Source organism: Pseudomonas sp. LFS044 (genome assembly GCF_047978245.1).
Taxonomy (GTDB): Bacteria; Pseudomonadota; Gammaproteobacteria; order Pseudomonadales; family Pseudomonadaceae; genus Aquipseudomonas.
Map to the genome: position 1 here is coordinate 197,183 of NZ_JBFPFX010000003.1, position 18,995 is coordinate 216,177.

Sequence of the window (18,995 nt, forward strand, 5' to 3'; positions counted from 1 at the left end):
CCCCTTTTTACTTGGCAACGAGTAGACGCCAATGATCGAACCCAAGCGCGTCCTGCGCGCCCTAGCTGAACACTGGGCCCTGATCGAGCCGCTGTGCGAGCGTTTCGACCAAGGCACCCTGAGCCTGGTCGAACTGCGCCAGCAACTGGGCCGCCAGCAAGTGGAAAGCACGCCGCAGGACATCACCCAGCTGCTCGACGTGTGGATCCGCCTGGATATCCTGGTGCCGGTGGCCAAGAGCCCGAACCGCTTCGAGCTCAACGCCCAGATCCACGATTTCCTCGCCTACCTGCGCCGCGAGCACCGCCTGGGCCTGTGCCTGGAGATCGAGGCCTACCTGCGCCACCTGGAGCGCCTTGCCGGGCACATCCAGGATGCCTTCGACAACCGCGACAGCGACGACCTGGCGCGCCAATTGCGCCTGCTCGACATGCGCGTGCGCGACGTACTGAAGAAACTCGACAACGACGAACAGGCACTGGTGGCCGTGGCCGAACGGGCCAAGACCAGCAACCGCCAGATCCCGTTGCGCCAGCGTTATGCCGAGGTACTGGCGACCTGGGACGAATACGTCGAGCCGATGATCCAGCTGGTCAACGCCGACGGCGCCTTCGAACAAGGCGTGCGCAAGGTCGAGACCGTGCTGCTGAAACTGCTGGGCGAACAGGCGCGCCTGGGCCACCTGGTCGACGACGACATGCTGCTGCGCACCCACGCGCGCATCCTCGAAATGCAGACCAGCGCCCAGCTGACCCTGCGCCATGCCCGCGAACTGCTGCTGCCGCTGCGCGAAGAAGCGCGCCGGCACAACGCCGTGACCCGCGGCGCTGCCCTGGCCCTGTCGGTGATCCGCCGCAAAGGCATCGATGCCGTGCCGCACGCAGCAATGCCGCTGTTCACCCGCCCGCAAAGCACCTTCCTCGGCAGTGCCAGCCAGGTCGAGGCGTATGTCTACGCCCTCGCCCGCTTCGAGCCGAAACCGGCCAAGTTCCCCAAGGCGCACAAGACCCAGAACGGCCCGCTGCCGCGTGCGCCACGCACGGTCAAAGAAATGCTCGAACGCTGCGAGAATGCCCTGCCGCTGCCCGACCTGATGGTCTGGCTGCTGGACCAGGAGCCCGAAGGCGCCACCGACGAACTGCTGTACTGGTTCTCGCGCCTGTCGCGCGAGAAGCGCTTCAAGCGCGAACGCCTCGAACGCCGCGAATACACCACCCAGGAACACTTGGTCAGCCTGCGCTCGTTCGCCCTGACCTCCAGCCGCGAAGCGCCACCTGAAACCAACGCGAGCCCAGCCAATGCATCTTGATCTTTCCGAACTGTCCCAGCTCGCGCCGATCTTCCGCGAGCTGTTCAAAGGGTTCCATGTCAGCCGCCGCGACCCCGAGCTGTACGCCCAGCTGTCGAACTTCCAGGACCAGTACCGTACCCTGTTCAAGGCCCTGGGCTTCGAGCTGGTGTGCGATACCCGCGGCTTCTACTACTTCGTCCCCGAGCAGGCCGCCGCGCAGGTCAACAAGACCGCCCAGCGCCTGTCGCTGTTCACCTTCATCCTGGTCGAACACCTGGCCGACCAGGGCCGCGACCCGATGGCCGTGCTCGACGGCGGCAGCATTGGCCGCGACGAGCTGCCGTCGCTGCTGGAAAAGTACCGCGACCTGTTCCTGCAGGCCGAAGTGCAGACCGTCGACGAGCTGGAAGAAAAGATCATGCGCCGCATGACCCAGCTCGGCTTCGCCCACGAAGAAGGCGGCATCTACCGCTTCCTGCCGCCGATGCACCGCTTCCTCGACGTGTGCCTGTCGGTGCAGCAGGACCGCGACCTGGCCGCCACCCTGCACAGCGACCTGCCGCTGCCAACCCCGGTGCTGGTCGAAGAAGAAAGCCCGGAAGAACTGGCGCGCACTGACGACCCGCTCGACCTGGCGCCGTTTGAAAGCGACGAAAGCGAAGAAGAGGCCCTGGCCCGGGCCATCCGCGAAGAGCAACAGGAGATTGACGCATGAGCCAGGAACGCTACGGCATCCGCCGCTTCGCACTGCTCAACACCGCCGGCTACAGCCTTGGCCTGTTCCCGCTGGAACACCCGCTGTCGGTCTACGGCGCCAACAACCTGGGCAAGTCGGCGTCGATCAACGCCCTGCAGTTCCCGATCCTGGCGCGCATGTCCGACATGAGCTTCGGCAAGTACAGCCTGGAGCAGTCGCGCCGCTTCTACTTCGCCAGCGACACCTCTTACATCCTTTGCGAACTGAACCTGCCCCACGGCCCGCACGTGGTCGGCGTGGTCGGCCGCGGCCCGGGCGGCGGTTTCGGCCACCAGTTCTTCGCCTACAAAGGCGAGCTGGACCTGGCCCACTACCAGAAGAACGACACCTGCCTGCGCCAGAAAGAGCTGTTCACCAACCTCGAGCGCCTGGGCCTGAAGGCCTACGAGCTCAAGCCGGATGAACTGCGCCGGCTGCTGGTCGGCGGCCACACGTCGGTGCCGCTGGACCTGACCATGATCCCGCTGCGCTCGACCAGCGAGCAGAGCCTCAAGACATTCCGCGCACTGTTCATCAACCTGCTGCACATGCGCGAAATCACCGCCGCCAAGCTCAAGCAGCTGTTCCTCGACGCCTTCGAGCACAGCCTGCGCTCGGGCAGCGTCGACTACATTGCTGCCTGCGAAGAAGCCTTCCGCGACGTGCGCCGCATGGAGCAGGACTATAACGCCCTGGTCGCCGCCGGCCCGTTGGTCGAGGCCCTGGCTGGCGGCGTGGCCCAGCGCGACATCCTGCGCGGCAAACTGCACCGCCTTTCGCCGCTGCTCGATAACCTGCTGGGTACCTGGCAGGAATACGCCATGGCGCGCAAGGAAGAGCTGGTGATCCAGGCCGAGCACTTCCGTGGCGAACAAGACCGGCTGCAGAACGACCAGCGCGGCGGCACCCAGGAGCTGATGCGCCTGGAGCGTGAAATCACGGGCATCCAGCGCTGGCTCGGCGAGCTGTCGGTGCTCAAGCACCGCTTCGCCCTGGTCGACGACGTCAAGGTTCTGGAACAGCAACTGCTGGCGGCCAAGGATGCCCACGACGAACTGGCCGGCGCCCTGGCGCAATCGCGACAGTTCTCCGCCGAAGACCTCGACGAGCGCGTGCGTGACCTCGAAAAACGCATGAAGCAGGTCAAGCAGCAACTCGACCACGCCGACAACAACAGCTATGCCCGCCTGCGCGAAGAGTTCTCGCAGGCCGACGTCGACCGCCTGATGCGCCTGTTCAACGGCGCGCTGTTCAGCCTGCCGTTGGGCGACCGCGGCATCGAGCTGGACGACAGCGACCTGTGGGTGAAATCGCTCGAAGCGGTACTCGATGGCTTCAAGGGCGAGCGTTTCGAGGCCCCGGGCATTTCCATCGACATCTCCCATATCGACCCGCCCGCCCTGCAGGCCTTGGCCGACCGTGCCGCCCTGCGCGATCAGAAGGACCGCCTGGAACGCGAGCTCAAGCAGCTCAAGACCCAGCAGTCGGTAGCCGCCGACCGCACCGCCTCCAAGGCGCAGACCGAAGCCCTGTACCAACAGGTGCTGGATGCTCAGAAGGCCCTGGAAGACTACCGCCGCAGCGAAACCCTGGCCGCTGAAGAGCCCGAGAAGCTGGAGCAACTGGCGCAGCTGGAAGCCGCCCAGGACGAGCTGAAGCGCTCCAGCGATGCCTTCACCGAACGCGTTCAGCAACTGTCGGCCAAGCTGCAACTGGTCGGCCGCCAGATCGGCGACCTGGAGTCCAAACAGCGCACGCTGGAAGACGCCTTGCGCCGTCGCCAACTGCTCCCGGCCGACCTGCCGTTCGGCACGCCGTTCATGGAAGCGGTCGATGACTCCATGGACAACCTGCTGCCACTGCTCAACGACTACCAGGACAGCTGGCAGGGCTTGCAGCGCGTCGACAACCAGATCGAGGCGCTGTACGCCCAGGTGCGCCTGAAGGGCGTGGCCAAGTTCGACAGCGAAGACGACATGGAGCGCCGCCTGCAGCTGCTGGTGAACGCCTATGCGCACCGCACCGACGAAGCCCTGACCCTGGCCAAGGCGCGCCGCGCTGCGGTCACCGACATCGCCCGGACCCTGCGCAACATCCGCAGCGACTACGACAGCCTCGAGCACCAGCTAGCCCTGTTCAACCGCGAGATCAACAAGCGCCAGGTGTCCAACCTGGAGAGCTTCCGCGTGGTACTGGCGCCGAACAAGGAAGCGCTCAAGCACATCGACCAGATCATCCACAGCGCCGGCCAGTACGAGGAAGGCGAGACCCTGTCGGTATTCGACCTGACGCAGAACTCGGACCAGGACCACAAGAACGAAGAGGCCAAGGAATACCTGGCACGGCTGGTGGCGGCCAACCATAACCAGTTGGGCCTCAAAGACCTGTTCGAGCTTGCGTTCGAGATCACCAAGATCAACAGCCAGCCGGTGATCCACGCCGACATCGACGGCGCCGCGTCCAACGGCACCACCATGACCATCAAGGCGCTGACCAACATGTACTTGTTGCTGCACCTGATGGACCGCGACCTGGCCGGGCGCATTCGCCTGCCGTACTACCTGGACGAAGCGGCGGACATCGACGAACGCAACCAGGCGGCACTGCTGGAGACCAGTTTGCAGTTGGGCTTCGTGCCGATTCTGGCGAGCGTGAAGCCGCAGGTGTCGGCGCACGTGGCGATCGACCTGGAAGGCGGTAGCGGGCCGAATGGCATCTACATCGATGAGGCGGATTGGAAGTTCATCAGCCCTCGGGATGTGGAGAAGGCTGTGGTGCTAGAGGATCAGGCTGAGGAGTTGGCCTGAGTCTGGAGTCATGGGGCCGCTTTGCGGCCCTTTCGCCGGCAAGCCGGCTCCCACAGGGATCTCCACAGCCCTCAAGCGCAGTGATAACCCTGTGGGAGCTGGCTTGCCAGCGATTGGAGGCCAAAGGCCTCCCGATTACATCAATGCGCCCAAGGCAGGATCGGAATGGCCGTCACCGCATTCTGCGGGCTACCTTCGATCATGCGGTCGCTGTACACCAGGTACACCAGCGTATTGCGCTTCTTGTCCAGGAAGCGCACCACCTGCATGGTCTTGAACACCAGCGAGGTGCGCTCCTTGAACACTTCCTCGTCGTCCTTCAACTCACCCTTGAAGCTGATCGGCCCGACCTGGCGGCAGGCGATCGACGCCTCCGCACGGTCTTCTGCCAGGCCCAGCCCACCTTTCATGCCGCCCGTCTTGGCACGCGACAGGTAGCAGGTCACACCTTCGACCTTGGGGTCATCGAAAGCCTCGACCACAATGCGGTCGTTCGGCCCGAGGAACTTGAACACGGTCGAGACCTGGCCGACCTCCTCTGCCCCGGCCAGCATCGGCAACGCCAGCGCCGCCACGGCAATTACACGCTTGAGCAGGCTCATACCAGCACCAGGTTGTCGCGGTGCACCAGCTCCGGCTCGGCGCTGTAACCGAGCAGCGATTCGATGGCCTCGGACGACTGGCCGATGATTTTCTGGGCTTCCAGTGCGCTGTAGTTGGCCAGCCCGCGGGCTACTTCCAGGCCGTCGGGGCCCACGCAGACGACCATCTCGCCGCGACGGAAGCTGCCTTGCACGGTCTTCACGCCAACCGGCAGCAGGCTCTTGTTGGCCTGACGCAGGGCCTGCACGGCACCGGCATCGAGCACCAGGGTGCCACGGGTTTGCAGGTGGCCAGCCAGCCACTGCTTGCGCGCCGCCAGCATGCCGCGCTCGGGCGACAGCAAAGTGCCCAGGCGCTCGCCGGCCTTCAGGCGGTCCAGCACACGCTCGATACGGCCACCAATGATGATGGTGTGGGCACCGGAACGTGCAGCCAGGCGCGCAGCGCGCAACTTGGTCTGCATGCCACCACGGCCCAGGGCGCCACCGGTACCACCGGCCACGGCGTCGAGCGACGGGTCATCGGCACGGGCTTCGTAGATCAGCTGTGCTTCGGGGTTGTTGCGCGGGTCGGCGTCGAACATGCCGTCACGGTCGGTGAGGATCACCAGCAGGTCGGCTTCGACCAGGTTGGCCACCAGCGCGGCCAGCGTGTCGTTGTCGCCGAAGCGGATTTCGTCGGTGACCACGGTGTCGTTTTCGTTGATCACCGGCACCACACCCAGGTCGACCAGCGTGCGCAGGGTGCTGCGGGCATTGAGGTAACGCTTGCGGTCGGACAGGTCGTCGTGGGTCAGAAGGATCTGCGCAGTGTGCTTGCCGTGCTCGCCGAAGCTCGACTCCCAGGCTTGCACCAGGCGCATCTGGCCGATCGAAGCAGCGGCCTGCAGCTCGTTCATCGCGCTCGGTCGCGAAGTCCAGCCCAGCTGGCTCATGCCGGCTGCCACGGCCCCGGAGGAGACCAGTACCAACTCCACGCCTGCTTCACGCAGCGCGACCATCTGCTCGACCCACACGGCCATGGCGCCGCGGTCGAGGCCTTTGCCATCCGCCGTGAGCAGCGCACTGCCGATCTTCACGACCCAGCGCTTGGCGCCAGTCACCTTGCTTCGCATCTTCTCTTCCAACCTATGTCGAATCTGTAGATACCGTAGATACAAAAACGCCGCTCCAGAGAGCGGCGTTTAGTGTACTGCAACCGGTCAGTCGCGCACGTAAATGATTTCCGGGCCGTCTTCGTCGTCCTCGAAATCGTCATCCCATGCATCGTCGTCGCCGATGTCGTGCACGCTCTTGACGCCGGTACGACGCAGGGTACGGGCGTCGTCCAGGGCCTGCAGCTGGGCACGGGCTTCGTCTTCGATGCGCTGGTCGAGTTCGGCCAGCTCTTCGGCGTAGGCCGGGTCGTTGGCCAGGCGGTCCGCGCGGTCTTCGATGTAGCGCATCAGGTCGTGGCTGAGCTGCTCGGTGCCTTGCTTGGAGATTGCCGAGATCACATAGACCGGGCCTTCCCACTGCAGGCGCTCGACCACTTCCTTGACCCGCTCGTCGCGCTCGTCGTCCATCAGCATGTCCGACTTGTTCAGCACCAGCCAGCGCTCACGGTCGGTCAGCGACGGGCTGAAGCGGGTCAGCTCGTTGATGATCACTTCGGCGGCATCGGCCGGGCTGCTGCCGTCCAGCGGCGCCAGGTCGACCAGGTGCAGCAGCACGCGGGTACGCGCCAGGTGCTTGAGGAAGCGGATACCCAGGCCGGCACCGTCGGATGCGCCTTCGATCAAGCCGGGGATGTCGGCGATGACGAAGCTCTTCCAGCGGTCGACGCTGACCACGCCCAGGTTTGGCACCAGGGTGGTGAACGGGTAGTCGGCGACTTTCGGCTTGGCGGCCGATACCGAACGGATGAAGGTGCTCTTGCCGGCATTTGGCAGGCCCAGCAGGCCAACGTCGGCCAGGACCTTCAGCTCCATCTTCAGGTCGCGCTGGTCACCCGGCTTGCCTGGGGTGGTCTGGCGCGGCGCACGGTTGGTACTGGATTTGAAACGGGTGTTGCCCAGGCCGTGCCAGCCGCCTTGGGCGACCATCAGCTTCTGGCCTGGGGTAATCAGGTCGCCGATCACTTCCTGGGTGGACGCGTCGATCACCGTGGTGCCGACCGGCACGCGCAGGAACAGGTCTTCACCCTTCTTGCCGGTGCAATCGGTGCTGCCACCGTTGGAGCCGCGCTGGGCTTCGTGGTGACGGGTGTAGCGGTAATCGACCAGGGTATTGAGGTTTTCGTCGGCCACCATGTACACCGAACCACCATCGCCACCGTCGCCGCCGTTGGGGCCACCGTTCTCGATGAATTTCTCGCGACGGAAGCTCATGCAACCGTTGCCGCCGTCACCGGCTTTGACCCGAATCGATACTTCGTCAACAAACTTCATTTAAAACCGCCCCTCGCCTTCCGGCGAGCTGAATACTTGAAAAACCTGAGGCTCTTGCAAAAATGAGCGCGGCGGCCCCGTACGACCGTAGAAACCCACGCCGGCAGCCCATACAAACAGCTTTGCAAGAGGCTCACCACAAACGAAAAAGCCCCGTCGCATGACGGGGCTTCTGGAGCGACGTCGCGATTAAGCGGCGACGATGCTCACGTAACGGCGGTTGAACTCGCCTTTCTTCTCGAACTTGATCACGCCTTCGATCTTGGCGAACAGGGTGTGATCCTTGCCCATGCCAACGCCGTAGCCGGCGTGGAACTGGGTGCCGCGCTGACGGACGATGATGTTGCCGGCCTTGACGACCTGGCTGCCATACATCTTCACGCCAAGGCGTTTCGATTCTGAGTCGCGACCGTTACGGGTACTACCACCAGCCTTCTTGTGAGCCATGGTTCAATTCTCCAAATAAATTCAGGGGATCTAGGGGATTAAGCCTGGATGCCGGTGATTTTGATCTCGGTGAACCACTGGCGGTGGCCCATACGCTTCATGTGGTGCTTACGACGACGGAACTTGATGATGCGTACTTTATCGTGACGGCCTTGCGAAACGACTTCGGCAACAACTTTAGCGCCAGCGACGACTGGAGCGCCGATGGTGACTTCTTCACCGTTGGCAACCAGCAGAACGCGATCGAAGGTCACGGATTCGCCAGTGGCGACTTCCAGTTTTTCGATCTTGAGGAATTCACCTTCAGCGACTTTGTACTGCTTGCCGCCGGTAACGATTACTGCGTAAGACATGGGTATTTCTCCGATAATCCTGCTCACCCAGCGCTTTATATATTGAGTATTGGCTGGCATGGCTGCATGGGGCTGGAACGGCCCGGTGCAATTGCGTAAGGCAGGTGCTGCCCAGGAAGTTAGGGTGCGCGATTGTACGCAACCCGGGTTTTGCTTGCAAGTACCGGCCCCGCCGCCCGGGCACCGCGCCTTGACACCACGGGACCCGCGACCTAGCATGCCGCGCAACCTCAATGGAGCAGCCGATGCAACCCCAAACCTTCTACCGCGCGGTAGCTGACGATTTCAGCGCCGTCGACGAGATCATCAAGAAGCAGCTGACCTCGCGCGTGCCGCTGGTATCGAAGATCGGCGACTATATCACGTCCGCCGGTGGCAAGCGCCTGCGCCCCCTGCTGGTGCTGCTGTGCGGCAAGGCCCTGGGCCGCGAAGGCGACGACCTGCGCCTGCTGGCCGCGACCATCGAGTTCCTGCACACCGCCACCCTGCTGCATGACGACGTCGTCGACATGTCGGGCATGCGCCGCGGCCGTTCCACCGCCAACGCGCTGTGGGGCAACGCGCCGAGCGTGCTGGTGGGCGACTTCCTTTACTCGCGCTCGTTCGAAATGATGGTCGAACTGGGCTCGATGCCGGTCATGCAGATCCTCTCCAAGGCCACCCGGGTGATTGCCGAGGGCGAAGTGCTGCAGCTGTCGCGCGTGCGCGATGCCAGCACCACCGAAGAGGTGTACATGGAGGTCATCCGCGGCAAGACCGCGATGCTGTTCGAGGCCTCGACCCACAGCGCCGCCGCGCTGGCCGAAGCCACCGACGAGCAGCGCGAGGCCCTGCGTACCTTCGGTGACCACCTGGGTGTGGCCTTCCAGCTGGTCGACGACCTGCTCGACTACAAAGGTGACTCGGAAACCCTGGGCAAGAACGTCGGCGACGACCTGGCCGAAGGCAAGCCTACCCTGCCGCTGATCTACACCATGCGTGAAGGCACGCCTGAGCAGGCGGCACTGGTGCGCAAGGCAATCCAGAAAGGTGGCCTGGAAGACCTGGAGCAGATCCGCGTAGCGGTCGAGGCTTCTGGCGCGCTGGACTACACCGCGCAAATGGCGCGCGATTACGTCAAGCGTGCCATTGCCTGCCTGGAAGTGCTGCCGGCCAGTGAATACCGGGATGCGCTGGTTGAGCTGAGTGAGTTTGCGGTCGCGCGTACACACTAAGCCAGCATCGCCCTCTTCGCGGGACAAGCCCGCTCCCACAGGTTACCCACCAAGCTCAAGGCAGAGGGTGTAACTGTGGGAGCGGGCTTGTCCCGCGAATGCTTTTGTACAGACAAAACATTTCCCGGCTAAAACCTTATACAATATGGGCCTTTAACCGCCTGTCTGTTTAAGGAACCGAAGTGAGTACTCTGCCAGCCTGCCCAAAATGCAATTCCGAATACACCTATGAGGATGGCACCCAGCTGATCTGCCCCGAATGCGCCCACGAGTGGTCGGCCAACGGCGAAGCCGATGCTGCCAGCGATGACGTGGTGAAAAAGGATTCGGTCGGCAATGTGCTGCAGGATGGCGACACCGTTACCGTGATCAAGGACCTCAAGGTCAAGGGCTCCTCCCTGGTGGTCAAGGTCGGCACCAAGGTCAAGAACATCCGCCTGTGCGACGGCGACCACGATATCGACTGCAAGATCGACGGCATCGGTGCCATGAAGTTGAAGTCGGAATTCGTGCGAAAGGTCTGATTTTAGTGTGCGACGGGCTGCCACACGGTGGCCCTGACAGATCCTGCAACAGGATCAGCCGCACCATTCGGAAGAATTCTTCCAATAGTCTCTTGCTATTTTGATAATAAGAATTATTCTCATTGGAACTGCTATCCAAGGAGAATAGCCATGACCTATCTGATCGACGCCTGGCTGGACCGCCCCCACCCTTACCTGCGCATCTTGCACCGCGAGACCGGCGAAGTGTGCGCCGTACTCGAGGAAGAAGCGCTCGACGAACTGCGCGACCAAGGCGACCTGGACCTGCAGGGTTTGAATTCGAGTGAGCCGGTGGTGCTCAAGGAGTTGGTGCGCAATCTGTTCCTGTTCTGCTATGCGCGGGCCTTGCGCCCGGTGGGAACAGACTGGAATTGAGACCGGCAGTACCGGCCTCATCGCCGGCAAGCCGGCTCCCACAGGTACAGTGCAGCCCACAGGTACAGCACAACACTCAAGTACCGTGCAGCCCTCAGGTACAGCACAACACTCAGGTACTGCGCGGTCCTTGTGGGAGCCGGCTTGCCGGCGAAAGGGCCGCAACGCGGCCCCAGGGGCATTACAGAACGTCGAGCAGTTCGACGTCGAATACCAGCACGCTGTGCGGCGGGATGCTGCCAACGCCTTGGCCGCCGTAGGCCAGCTCGCTCGGCACGTACAGGCGCCATTTGCTGCCAGCGTTCATCAGCTGCAGGGCTTCGGTCCAGCCAGCAATCACGCCGCCAACCGGGAATTCAGCTGGCTGACCACGATCGTAGGAGCTGTCGAACACAGTGCCGTCGATCAGGGTGCCGTGGTAGTGCGTACGCACGTTGCTTTCGCGGGTCGGCTTGGCGCCTTCGCCGGCGGTCAGCACTTCGAACTGCAGGCCCGAAGCCAGGGTGGTGATGCCTTCACGCTTGGCGTTTTCGGCCAGGAATGCCTTGCCAGCGCCAGCGGCGGCTTCAGCCTTGGCTGCTGCTTCGGCTTGCATGATGTCGCGGATCACTTTGAAGCTGGCCGACAGGTCGGCTTCGTTTACGCGGCTGTCGGCGCCGTTGAAGGCGTCGGTCAGGCCGGCCACGATAGCTTCCAGGCTAACGCCCGGTGGCGGGTTGTCGCGCAGCTGGCCGCCCAGCTGACGGCCGATGCCGTAGCTTACGCGGGTTTCGTCGGTGGACAGGTTGAGTTCGGACATTGTCGTGCTCCACTGCAGGGCGCAGTGCAGCCGCGCCCTTGATGAAAAGGGCGAGCAGCCTAGCACACTGGGGCGCTGCGAGCAGCTACCAGGCCGAGCGCGGCGAGATGGGCACCTTGAGGTCTTCTTCCGGGTGTTGCCCCATGCCACACATCTCGTCCTGCACAGACCAATGCAGCAGGTTCATCGACATCATCGGCAAAGGTTTCAACAACTCCCGCGCCTCTTCCACCGAGCGCACGCGCAGGCGTTTGCCCTGGCTGTCATCGAGCGGCTGGGCGCGCCCGTTGACCCGGGCTTCGAGCAGGTAATCCCCGCCTTCGATGGCGATCAGATTCAGTTCGTTGACATGGCCGGCCCTGGCCTCGGTATTGAGCTGATGCAGGTTCATGAGAGCACCTCGCTGCTGGAACCAGGCATGAGTGCTCATTTTTTGTACAGCCCCGCCGAAAGCACAAGCCGAATACGACACCGCCCGTCCGTTTTGCAACGGACGGGCGGCGCAGGCTTGGCAGCACTCAGTGCTTGGTCAGCTTGTCCAGGTAACCCATGCAGAACGCCGATACCACGAAGGTCATGTGAATGATCACGTACCACATCAGGTAATCGGTGGAGATGTTCTGGGCATCCATGAACACCCGCAGCAGGTGGATGGAGGAAATGGCCACGATCGAGGCGGCGACCTTCATCTTCAGCGACGATGAGTCCATCTTGCCCAACCAGTTGAGCTTCTCCTTGCTTTCGTCGATGTCCAGTTGCGACACGAAGTTTTCGTAGCCGGAGATCATCACCATCACCAGCAGGCCGCCAACCAGCGACATGTCGATCAGCGACAGGATCACAAGGATCAGGTCCGCTTCGCTCAGGGCAAAGACATTGGGCAGGACGTGGACAACTTCCTGGAAAAATTTCAGCGCCAGGGCCAGCAGCCCGAGGGACAGGCCAAAGTAGATGGGGGCGAGCAGCCAGCGCGAGGCATACATCGCGTTTTCGAGAATACGTTCCATGGAGGGTTTGGGACTCGTCAGGTGACTAAAAAAGCGACAGCGAGTATAGCCAGCCACCTGTTACAGCAAAAGCCTGCTTGAAAGGCGGGCCGCTGCGCAGCCCAATCGCCGGCAAGCCGGCTCCCACATGGCCTGCATCGTCTCTGAGGGCCGGCTTGTCGGCGGTGAGGCGACTGAAGGCTCTCAGGTCTCGGGGTGGAACTGGTAATCCCCAAGGTTGCGGCAACGCTCGCCGTTGATCCGTCGTAGTTGCGCCTGCAAGTGCAGGCACCAGATCTGCGGATCCTCGGCCACCTGGTAGCCATGCAGGGTCAGGCTGTCGACGATGGCATTGAGCACGGACTCGGCCACCAGCGGGCCATGGAAAGGCCCCTGGGCCTTGATGGCAGAGGGTTGCTCACCGGCCATGCCGGCGGCGAACAGCAAGGTCCACATGCCGTTGTCGCCGGCCAGCGGACGAATGCTGCATTCGATACGGGTCACCAGGCCCAGGCACTGGCGAGTAAGGCTGAGGTTGCGCATGGCAGCGTCCCCCTCCAATAAGCCCTGTTCAGCCCGAAACGTTCGGGCTGTCTCCATCCTGAACCCTGCTGCCGTCCTTAAGTTCCAGCATAGAATAATGCTGTAAAAAGATGGAAAACCGGCGCTGAACGGTAGCACATGGCCGCCAGCGCCGATTTATTGACTCAGGCCGGTTTGGCCTGGGCAATGACCTCTTCCAGGCGTTCCTTTTCCGCCTTCTCGATGTCTTCCTCGCTGATCATCTCGGCAATTTCCCGCAGGCGCTCGACCACCCGGGCATTGACGCTGCCTTCGGTGAACAGGCCCTCGTCGTTCAGCACGCCGGCCTCCTCGCCCACCAGCAAGCTCAGCGCCTCATCGGCCTGGCTGACCGCATAGACATGGAACATGCCGTTCTCGACCGCCTGCAGCACGCGCTCGTCGAGCATCAGCGTGGCGACGTTGGCGCGCGGGATGATCACCCCTTGCTCGCCGGTCAGGCCACGGGCTTCACACAGGCGGAAGAAGCCTTCGATCTTCTCGTTGACCCCACCCACTGCCTGCACTTCACCGAACTGGTTGATCGAGCCGGTGATGGCAAAGCACTGCTTGAGCGGTGTGCGCGACAGCGCCGAGATCAGCGTGCACGCCTCGCCCAGCGACGCACTGTCACCGTCCACATAGCCGTAGGACTGCTCCAGCGCGATGCTCGCCGAAATCGCCAGCGGGAATTCCTGGGCGTAGCGGCTACCGAGGTAACCGGTAAGGATCATCACCCCTTTGGAGTGGATCGGCTGGCCCAGGTTGACCTCACGCTCGATGTCGACGATGCCGCTGCCGCCCGGGTACACCGTGGCGGAAATACGCGCCGGCATGCCGAACGCCGAGTCGCCCACTTCCAGCACGGTCAGGCCGTTGCACTTGCCGATGGCCGCGCCTTCGGTGTCGATCAGGATGATGCCGGCAAGCATGTCGTCGAGCACCCGCTGCGAGACGCGCCCAGTGCGGGTGGCCTTGGCCTTGAGCGCACGTTCTATGTGCCCGGCGTCAGTCATCGCGTCACTGGCCAGCTGGCGGATGAAATCGGCCTCGCTGACCAACTGGAACAGGTCGCCGATACGCGCCGACAGGCGCGACTGGTTTTCCGCCAGGCGTGCGCTGTAAGTGGCCAGGCGCGCCACCGCATCGCTGGTCAGCGGCGCCATGCCTTCCTCGTTGGTACGCGTGCGCAACAGCTGGGCGAACTGCTCCAGGTTCTCGTCGACCATCGGCATGTCTTCGTCGAAGTCGACCAGCACCCGGAACATTTCCTGGAAGTCCGAATCATGATCCTGCAGCGCGTAGTACAGCTGGCGCGAGCCGATGATCACCAGCTTGACGTTGAGCGGAATCATCTGCGGCTGCAGGCTGACGCTGGCAACGCGGCCCAGTTCGCCGATCGGCGACTCCATCTTCAGCTTGCGCGACTGCAGGGCGCGCTTGAGCGCATCCCAGACGAACGGCTCACCAAGCATCTTCTCGGCTTCGAGGATCAGAAAACCGCCATTGGCACGGTGCAGCGCGCCGGGGCGCAGCTGGCGGTACGAGGTGTACAGGGCGCCCTGGTCAGTGCTGTATTCAATGCGCCCGAACAGGTTGTCATAGGTCGGGTGCGGCTCGAACACCACCGGTGCACCGCCGGCAGCGTGATGGCCAACCACCAGGCTTGGCGCGTACTGCTCTTCGAGCAGCTTGCGCGCCACGGCGTCGGCCTTGCTGTCATCGACCAGTTGCTCTACCACGGTGCGCAGCAGGTTCACCTGTACCGATTGCAGATAGGCGCACACCGCCGCGTTTTCGGCGTACTTTTCCGACAGCGGCGCCAGCAATGGCTGCAGTGCCAGGGTGATGGTTTCTTCGTTGAGCTGGCGCAGCTGGTTGTTCGACTCGCGCTTCCACTGCGGCAGGCTGGCCAGTTCTTCGTTGAGGCGCTCCTCGAGGAAGGCGATGTCCTCGTGGAACTGCTCGCGGACTTCGTCCGGCAGCTGGGCGAATTCCGCCTCGTCCAGCGCCTTGCCGTCGGCCATCGGGGTGAAGGCCACGTTGCTGGCGTCGCGGTACAGGGCCACGTCCTTTTCCAGCGAGGCGCGCTCGATCACATCCAGGGCGCGGTCGTAACGCTGGTTGAAGGCGCGGTCGATGGCGCCCTTCTTCTGCTGGTAGGACGGGTGCTCGAACACCGCCGGGAAGGTCGCCAGCAGGTTGTCGATCAGGCCACCCATGTCGCTGATGAATTCAGCGGCGCTGCCCGACGGCAGCTCCAGGGCACGCGGCTCGCGGGTGTCATCGAAGTGGTTGACGTAAACCCAGTCGGCCGGGGTCTGCTGGCGCTTGCCCTCGGCCTTGAGGTAGCGCTTGACGAACGAGAAGCGCCCGGTGCCAGGCTCACCCATCACATACACGTTGTAACCCGGGCGTGGCATGGCCACGCCGAACTGCAGGGCCTCGACAGCACGTTCCTGGCCCAGGACTCCGCGAAACGGCTCCAGATCGTCGGTGGTGGCAAAGGCAAACTGCTCGGGGGAAAAACGCCTGGTCAAAGCTTCAGGCGCGAGACGCAGGCGCGCAGCGACAGGATCGGGCATTGGGTTTCCTTACTTCGGCGGGCAGATACGCAGCATTCTGGCGCTGCCCGCGCGCGCCTTGCAAGGCTCCTCGGGACTTTATGTCGCAGGCGGGTCGCTTGATGCACAAGCAAATTTTTCGCAATCAACAACGCAACCTTTAGATCGTGCCTAAACTCCAAGCTGCGCGGGTGGGTGAAACGCTTTCCCGACTTGGCAACCGAGTTGCCAGAAACCTGACCCTTGGTTAAGACAAATAGAGAACAAATGCTATGAAACGGATTCTTCTGGGTACTCTGTTCACCGTGGTTTCCCTCAACGCCATGGCCGAAGCGCCAGGTGGCCCGAACTGCGGCTGGGGCAACATGCTGTTCGAAGGCCAGCGCGGCACCCCGGCTCACTTCCTGGCCTCCACCACCAACGGCACCTCCGGCAACGCCACCTTCGGCATGACCTCCGGCACCAACGGCTGCTCCACCAAGGCTTCGCTGACCTATGGCGGCAAGTCCTGGTTCGCCATGAATGGCATGATGAACGAGCTGTCCGAAGACATGGCCATGGGCCAAGGCGAAGCGCTCACCACCTACGCGGTGGTACTGGGCGTGGCGCCGGAAGACCGCGGCTACTTCAACTCGGTCGCCCACCAGCACTTCAACCAGATCTTCAGCAGCGCCGACGTGACTGCCGAAACTGTCCACACCAACACCCTGGCCGTCCTGAAAAACGACCCACGCCTGGCCAAGTACGCAACCGAAGCTTAAGCGCGGCTGCTCCCGCCCCATCACGGGGCGGGTTTTCGCCTTTCTATCGGCATCGTTAAGAAGTAGTTGCCCGACATGCTCAAACGCCTCGCTTACCTGGCGCTGTGTGCCTGCGCCCCTGTTCATGCCGCACCTGCGCTGGATGAAGGCCGCCTCCAGCAACTGGCCAACACCCCCTACTGGATCGCCCTGGGCCATTACGAAACCGCCAAGCTCGGCGGCTGGCGCAGCTATGTCGACGACCGCAAGTTCTTCCTCGCCGAGGACGGTGCACACCACCCGGACCAGGAACTGCGCGCCACCGTACAGGCGCTGTACGCCCCGGCCAGCCTGGGCGACAAGCATGCCCAGTGCGTATTCCCCGCGCGCACCCGCTGGCTGCGTGAGCAACTCGGCCTGCAAGGCCTGCCGCAACCGGACTGCCAGGAGTTCAAGACCTGGTACCAGTCGATCGACCCGCACAGCGCGGCGCTGATCTTCCCGGCCGCTTACCTGAACAGTCCATCGTCGATGTTCGGCCATACCTTGCTGCGCATCGACCAGTCCAATACCCGCAGCGACGACACCACGCTGCTGAGCTACGCCATCAACTTCGGCGCCTATATCGAGGGCAGCGACAACAGCATCCTGTATGCCTGGAAAGGCCTGATGGGCGGTTATCCCGGCCTGTTTGCGCTGATGCCCTACCAGGAGAAGCTGTCCGAATACCGCAGCCTGGAAAACCGCGACCTGTGGGAATACCAGCTGGACCTGACGCCGGAAGAGACCGGGCGAATGGTCGAGCACGTCTGGGAGCTCAAGCAGGTCCAGTTCGATTATTTCTTCTTCGACGAGAACTGCTCCTATCGCCTGCTTGAGCTGCTGCAGGTGGCCCGGCCGAGCCTTGATCTGACCTCGCAGTTCCCGCTGACCGCGATCCCCACCGACACGGTCAAGGCCGTCAAGCAATCCGGCCTGGTCGCCAGCGAAACCTACCGCCCTTCGCGCGAACGTGAGTTACTGGCCCGCGCCGAGCCGCTGGACCATGACGAAAAGCGCCAGGTACTGGCCGTGAGCGCCGACACCGCGCAGCTGCAAAGCCCCGCGTTCACCGCCCTGCCCCGTGACCGCCAGGCGCTGGTACAGGATGCCGCCTACCGCCTGGAGCGCTACCGCGCCAACGGCCAGCAACGCGACCCGGGCCAGGCCACGCGCAGCTTCGAGCTGCTGCGGGCGATCAACCGCAACCCGCCACCGCCGCTGCAGATCGAACGCCCAGGCTTGCCCGAGGACGGCCACGACTCGCGCACCTGGCAGCTTGGCGTCGGCACCCGTGAAGACCGCGCCTACGCCGAATACGGGCTGCGCATGGCCTATCACGACCTCAACGACAACGCCTACGGCTTCCCACTCGGGGCGCAGATCGAGATTCTGCAGCTCAAGGTGCGCCAGTACGAAGGCAACGACTGGCAGGTGCAACAGCTGGACTTGGCGACCATTCGCTCGCTGACACCGCGTAACGAACTACTCAAACCCTGGTCGTGGCAGGTTACCGGTGGCCTGGAGCGGGTGCCGGGCAAGCATGACGACGAGGTGCTGGTCAGCCATGTGAACGGTGGTGCCGGCGGCACCTGGCAACTGGCCGACGGGCTGCTGGGCTTTGCCTTGGGCACCGTGCGGGTCGAGCACCACAACGACTTCGCCCAGTTCATCGCCCCGGCGGCGGGGTTCAACGGCGGGCTGCTGTGGCGCAACGGCCTGGGCAACATGACGCTGGAGGCCAAGGGCGATTACTTTACCAATGGCGAGGTGCGCCGCAGCGTGAGCCTGAACCAGCAGTGGGAGATCAGCCAGAACCTGGGGTTGAGGTTGAGTGCTTCACGGGAGTTCAGCCACCTGGCTACGGCGCAGAACGAAGTGATGCTCGAGCTGAAGTGGTATCACTATTGACTGTACTGGCCCTATCGCCGGCAAGCCGGCTCCCACAGGTACGCCACAGCCTTGCCGGCGATAGGGCCGGCAAAGCCTCCACTAGACACTGTGAACCAACCGACTCTTTGACACTGTTTTGACAGCGCCTCGACAACTGGCCACCTAGACTTTTCAGCATCATTCCGAGGGTCTTGTGGCCATGTCGCGGTACTGGTTTGGCGTGTGCATCGCATTGTTGCTTTCCGGTTGCGAAACCACTCACGAGCAGATGGTCCAGAGCGGCTATCCCCCTGCCTACGCCGACGGTTACCAGGACGGCTGCAGCAGCGGCCGCCAGGCGGCCGGGCTGATGGTGGGCAACTTTCGCAAGGACGTGCCGCGTTACCTGCACAACCGCCAGTACGAAAGCGGCTGGGACGACGGCTTTCGCCAGTGCCATGCGATGCAGAACAGCGAAGAGCAGCGCCAGTACCACGAGCGCTTCTGGGACGATCGCGACCGCGAGTGGCAGCAGGAAAAGGACCGCGGCGCCGCGCGGGCCTACCGCCACGACTGAGTCGCAAACGGACATCCTTTGAAACCCGCAACCTGCCACCATGGTCTCCAGCAAAAGG

The 18,995-nt window shown here is 63.2% G+C and carries 19 protein-coding genes; 9 read left to right on the forward strand and 10 right to left on the reverse strand.

Annotated elements, in window-relative coordinates; translation table 11 throughout:
* Positions 1–31: 31 nt before the first annotated feature.
* The 3 genes from mksB to mksF are packed head-to-tail and all read left to right on the forward strand — an operon-like array spanning position 32 to position 4,834.
* Complete coding sequence (gene mksB / locus ACNQPL_RS03725) at positions 32–1,309, forward strand: Mks condensin complex protein MksB (RefSeq protein ID WP_387528995.1); 1,278 nt, start codon at positions 32–34, stop codon at positions 1,307–1,309.
* Positions 1,299–2,006, forward strand: coding sequence for an Mks condensin complex protein MksE (gene mksE, locus ACNQPL_RS03730; protein WP_416465979.1), 708 nt, complete (start codon positions 1,299–1,301; stop codon positions 2,004–2,006). Before mksB ends, mksE begins: the two co-directional genes overlap by 11 nt.
* Entirely contained in the window at positions 2,003–4,834 is a 2,832-nt protein-coding gene (gene mksF / locus ACNQPL_RS03735) for an Mks condensin complex protein MksF (protein WP_416465981.1), read from the forward strand. Before mksE ends, mksF begins: the two co-directional genes overlap by 4 nt.
* 140 nt (positions 4,835–4,974) lie before the next feature.
* On the opposite strand, the gene ACNQPL_RS03740 is transcribed toward mksF, so the two are convergent.
* The 5 genes from ACNQPL_RS03740 to rplU form a co-directional block, all read right to left on the reverse strand.
* Positions 4,975–5,436 (reverse strand): CreA family protein, encoded by a 462-nt coding sequence (locus ACNQPL_RS03740; protein ID WP_416465982.1) that lies wholly within the window; start codon positions 5,434–5,436, stop codon positions 4,975–4,977.
* The gene (proB, locus tag ACNQPL_RS03745; RefSeq protein WP_346614858.1) at positions 5,433–6,551 is read right to left on the reverse strand and encodes a glutamate 5-kinase; all 1,119 of its coding nucleotides are present in this window, start codon (positions 6,549–6,551) and stop codon (positions 5,433–5,435) included. The genes ACNQPL_RS03740 and proB overlap by 4 nt, the downstream gene beginning before the upstream one ends.
* Before the next feature lie 87 nt (positions 6,552–6,638).
* Positions 6,639–7,865: an Obg family GTPase CgtA gene (gene cgtA, locus ACNQPL_RS03750; protein ID WP_346614857.1), complete on the reverse strand. Its 1,227-nt coding sequence runs from the start codon at positions 7,863–7,865 to the stop codon at positions 6,639–6,641.
* A gap of 189 nt (positions 7,866–8,054) precedes the next feature.
* Positions 8,055–8,312 carry a 50S ribosomal protein L27 gene (rpmA, locus tag ACNQPL_RS03755; RefSeq protein WP_008092023.1) on the reverse strand — a complete coding sequence of 86 codons (258 nt, stop codon included), beginning with the start codon at positions 8,310–8,312 and terminating at the stop codon, positions 8,055–8,057.
* Positions 8,313–8,350: 38 nt separating this feature from the next.
* On the reverse strand, positions 8,351–8,665 hold the full coding sequence (rplU, locus tag ACNQPL_RS03760) for a 50S ribosomal protein L21 (RefSeq protein WP_003247466.1): 315 nt from the start codon (positions 8,663–8,665) through the stop codon (positions 8,351–8,353).
* A gap of 245 nt (positions 8,666–8,910) precedes the next feature.
* Here rplU and ACNQPL_RS03765 point away from each other — a divergent pair, with 245 nt between their 5' ends.
* The 3 genes from ACNQPL_RS03765 (at position 8,911) to ACNQPL_RS03775 (ending at position 10,799) form a co-directional block, all read left to right on the forward strand.
* Complete coding sequence (locus tag ACNQPL_RS03765) at positions 8,911–9,879, forward strand: polyprenyl synthetase family protein (RefSeq protein ID WP_346614856.1); 969 nt, start codon at positions 8,911–8,913, stop codon at positions 9,877–9,879.
* A gap of 182 nt (positions 9,880–10,061) precedes the next feature.
* A complete protein-coding gene (locus tag ACNQPL_RS03770; RefSeq protein ID WP_346614855.1) occupies positions 10,062–10,403 on the forward strand; it encodes a zinc ribbon domain-containing protein YjdM in 342 nt (113 codons plus the stop codon).
* Between the two features lie 150 nt (positions 10,404–10,553).
* Positions 10,554–10,799, forward strand: coding sequence for a hypothetical protein (locus ACNQPL_RS03775; protein WP_346614854.1), 246 nt, complete (start codon positions 10,554–10,556; stop codon positions 10,797–10,799).
* A gap of 181 nt (positions 10,800–10,980) precedes the next feature.
* On the opposite strand, the gene ACNQPL_RS03780 is transcribed toward ACNQPL_RS03775, so the two are convergent.
* The 5 genes from ACNQPL_RS03780 to ACNQPL_RS03800 all read right to left on the reverse strand — a co-directional run bounded on the left by ACNQPL_RS03780 (position 10,981) and on the right by ACNQPL_RS03800 (position 15,730).
* Positions 10,981–11,598, reverse strand: a complete 618-nt coding sequence (locus tag ACNQPL_RS03780; RefSeq protein ID WP_416465985.1) for an FKBP-type peptidyl-prolyl cis-trans isomerase — start codon at positions 11,596–11,598, stop codon at positions 10,981–10,983.
* An 85-nt stretch (positions 11,599–11,683) separates the two neighbouring features.
* On the reverse strand, positions 11,684–11,989 hold the full coding sequence (locus tag ACNQPL_RS03785; RefSeq protein WP_387528970.1) for a DUF6482 family protein: 306 nt from the start codon (positions 11,987–11,989) through the stop codon (positions 11,684–11,686).
* Between the two features lie 127 nt (positions 11,990–12,116).
* Positions 12,117–12,605 carry a TIGR00645 family protein gene (locus tag ACNQPL_RS03790; RefSeq protein WP_003247486.1) on the reverse strand — a complete coding sequence of 163 codons (489 nt, stop codon included), beginning with the start codon at positions 12,603–12,605 and terminating at the stop codon, positions 12,117–12,119.
* Positions 12,606–12,788: 183 nt separating this feature from the next.
* Complete coding sequence (locus ACNQPL_RS03795; RefSeq protein WP_003247487.1) at positions 12,789–13,127, reverse strand: hypothetical protein; 339 nt, start codon at positions 13,125–13,127, stop codon at positions 12,789–12,791.
* Positions 13,128–13,291: 164 nt separating this feature from the next.
* The gene (locus tag ACNQPL_RS03800) at positions 13,292–15,730 is read right to left on the reverse strand and encodes a Lon protease family protein (RefSeq protein ID WP_346614851.1); all 2,439 of its coding nucleotides are present in this window, start codon (positions 15,728–15,730) and stop codon (positions 13,292–13,294) included.
* Between the two features lie 251 nt (positions 15,731–15,981).
* Here ACNQPL_RS03800 and ACNQPL_RS03805 point away from each other — a divergent pair, with 251 nt between their 5' ends.
* The 3 genes from ACNQPL_RS03805 to ACNQPL_RS03815 all read left to right on the forward strand — a co-directional run bounded on the left by ACNQPL_RS03805 (position 15,982) and on the right by ACNQPL_RS03815 (position 18,937).
* Positions 15,982–16,470 (forward strand): DUF3015 domain-containing protein, encoded by a 489-nt coding sequence (locus ACNQPL_RS03805; protein ID WP_346614850.1) that lies wholly within the window; start codon positions 15,982–15,984, stop codon positions 16,468–16,470.
* A gap of 75 nt (positions 16,471–16,545) precedes the next feature.
* Positions 16,546–18,399, forward strand: a complete 1,854-nt coding sequence (locus ACNQPL_RS03810; RefSeq protein ID WP_416465988.1) for a DUF4105 domain-containing protein — start codon at positions 16,546–16,548, stop codon at positions 18,397–18,399.
* Positions 18,400–18,580: 181 nt separating this feature from the next.
* Positions 18,581–18,937, forward strand: a complete 357-nt coding sequence (locus ACNQPL_RS03815) for a hypothetical protein (protein WP_416465990.1) — start codon at positions 18,581–18,583, stop codon at positions 18,935–18,937.
* Positions 18,938–18,995: the final 58 nt, after the last annotated feature.